The organism is Kitasatospora sp. NPDC091257, assembly GCF_044757675.1.
Classification (GTDB): domain Bacteria; phylum Actinomycetota; class Actinomycetes; order Streptomycetales; family Streptomycetaceae; genus Kitasatospora; species Kitasatospora lactacystinica.
Map to the genome: position 1 here is coordinate 1 of NZ_JBIVVI010001743.1, position 1,324 is coordinate 1,324.

A 1,324-nucleotide genomic window follows, 5' to 3' on the forward strand; every position below is an offset into this window, starting at 1 on the left:
GGTGGGCGAACTCCTGCGGGCGGTACGGGAAGCGGGGGGTCAGACGGACAGGGCCAGCCGGTTGATCGCGGCCAGCGGGATCGGCAGCCAGCTCGGCCGGTGCCGGGCCTCGTACACCACCTCGTACACCGCCTTGTCGATCTCCAGCGCGCGCATCAGCTCCGGCGAGGCGGCCGGGTCGGCGCCGCCGCCGGCGGTGTAGCCGGCGCAGTAGGCGGTGCGGTTGCGCTGGGCCCAGGCGGCGGCCAGGTGGGCCAGCTCCGGGTCGACCGGGCCGCCGGCCAGCAGGTGGGCGGCCGCGTAGTCGAAGGAGCGCAGCATCGCGGCGACGTCGCGCAGGGCCGGCTGCGGCTCGCGGCGCTCGTTGACCGACTTGGCCGGCTCGCCCTCGAAGTCCAGCAGCACCCAGCCGTGCGGGGTGCGCATCGCCTGTCCGAGGTGCAGGTCGCCGTGGATGCGCTGGACCGGCAGACCGTCCGGGTGGGCGTCGGCGAGCTGCTGGAAGGCGGCGCGCAGCGCGGCCCGGAAGCGCAGCAGCCCGGGGACGGCGGCCACGGCGCTGTCCAGCCGGTCGGCCATCGCGCCGGCCAGGCGTCCGGTCTGGGTGCGGTCGAGCCGGGCGACCGGCATCGAGCGGGCCAGCACCCGGTGCACCTCGGCGGTGGCCCGGCCGAGCCGGTGCGCCTCGATGGCGAAGTTGCCCGGGGACCGGTCGCCCTTGAGCCGGCCGACCTGGTCGAGGGCCAGTTCCCAGCCGTCCTCGGCGTCCGGCAGGTAGCGCTGCAGCAGCCCGAGGGTGGCGGGCTCGGCGCGCTCCATCCGGCTCTCGAACCAGGCGGCGACCCGGGGGATGCGGGTGGACCCGGCCCGGGAGAGCGCGAGCGAGAGTTCGAGGTCGGGGTTGGTGCCGGGGTGGATGCGGCGGAACAGCTTGAGGATGTACGAGGTGCCGTAGATGACCGAGCTGTTGGACTGCTCGGCGGTGGAGGCGCGGCCGGGGAGGTTGGCGGGCAGCCCCGAGCCGGGGGTGCGGCGGAAGGAGAGCGCGCCGAAGCGGTCGCCGGTGGCCAGGTGTTCCAGCAGCCGCCCGGTGAGTTCCGGGTCGTGCACCGCGTCGTAGAGGGTCGCGCCGTCGTACGGGCCCTGGCTGAGCCGGCCGAGTACGGCGCCGGGCCCGATGTCCCCGAGCCCGCCGGAGCGGATGCCGAGCAGCAGTTGGTAGATGTCGCCGTGCGGGGCGCCGGCCGTGGTGGCGTGCTCGACCCGTAGCAACAGGTGGAGCAGGGCCGGGTCGCCGACCTGCAGCGGGGTGCCGACCACCGGG

Annotated in this window: 1 protein-coding gene; it reads right to left on the minus strand. The window is 75.8% G+C overall.

Translation table 11 applies throughout. The features are described from left to right. Window positions 1-39 precede the first annotated feature (39 nt). Window positions 40-1,324, minus strand: a 1,285-nt coding sequence (locus ACIQOV_RS41700) for a maltokinase (protein ID WP_401056394.1), incomplete at its 5' end; no start/stop codon positions are given.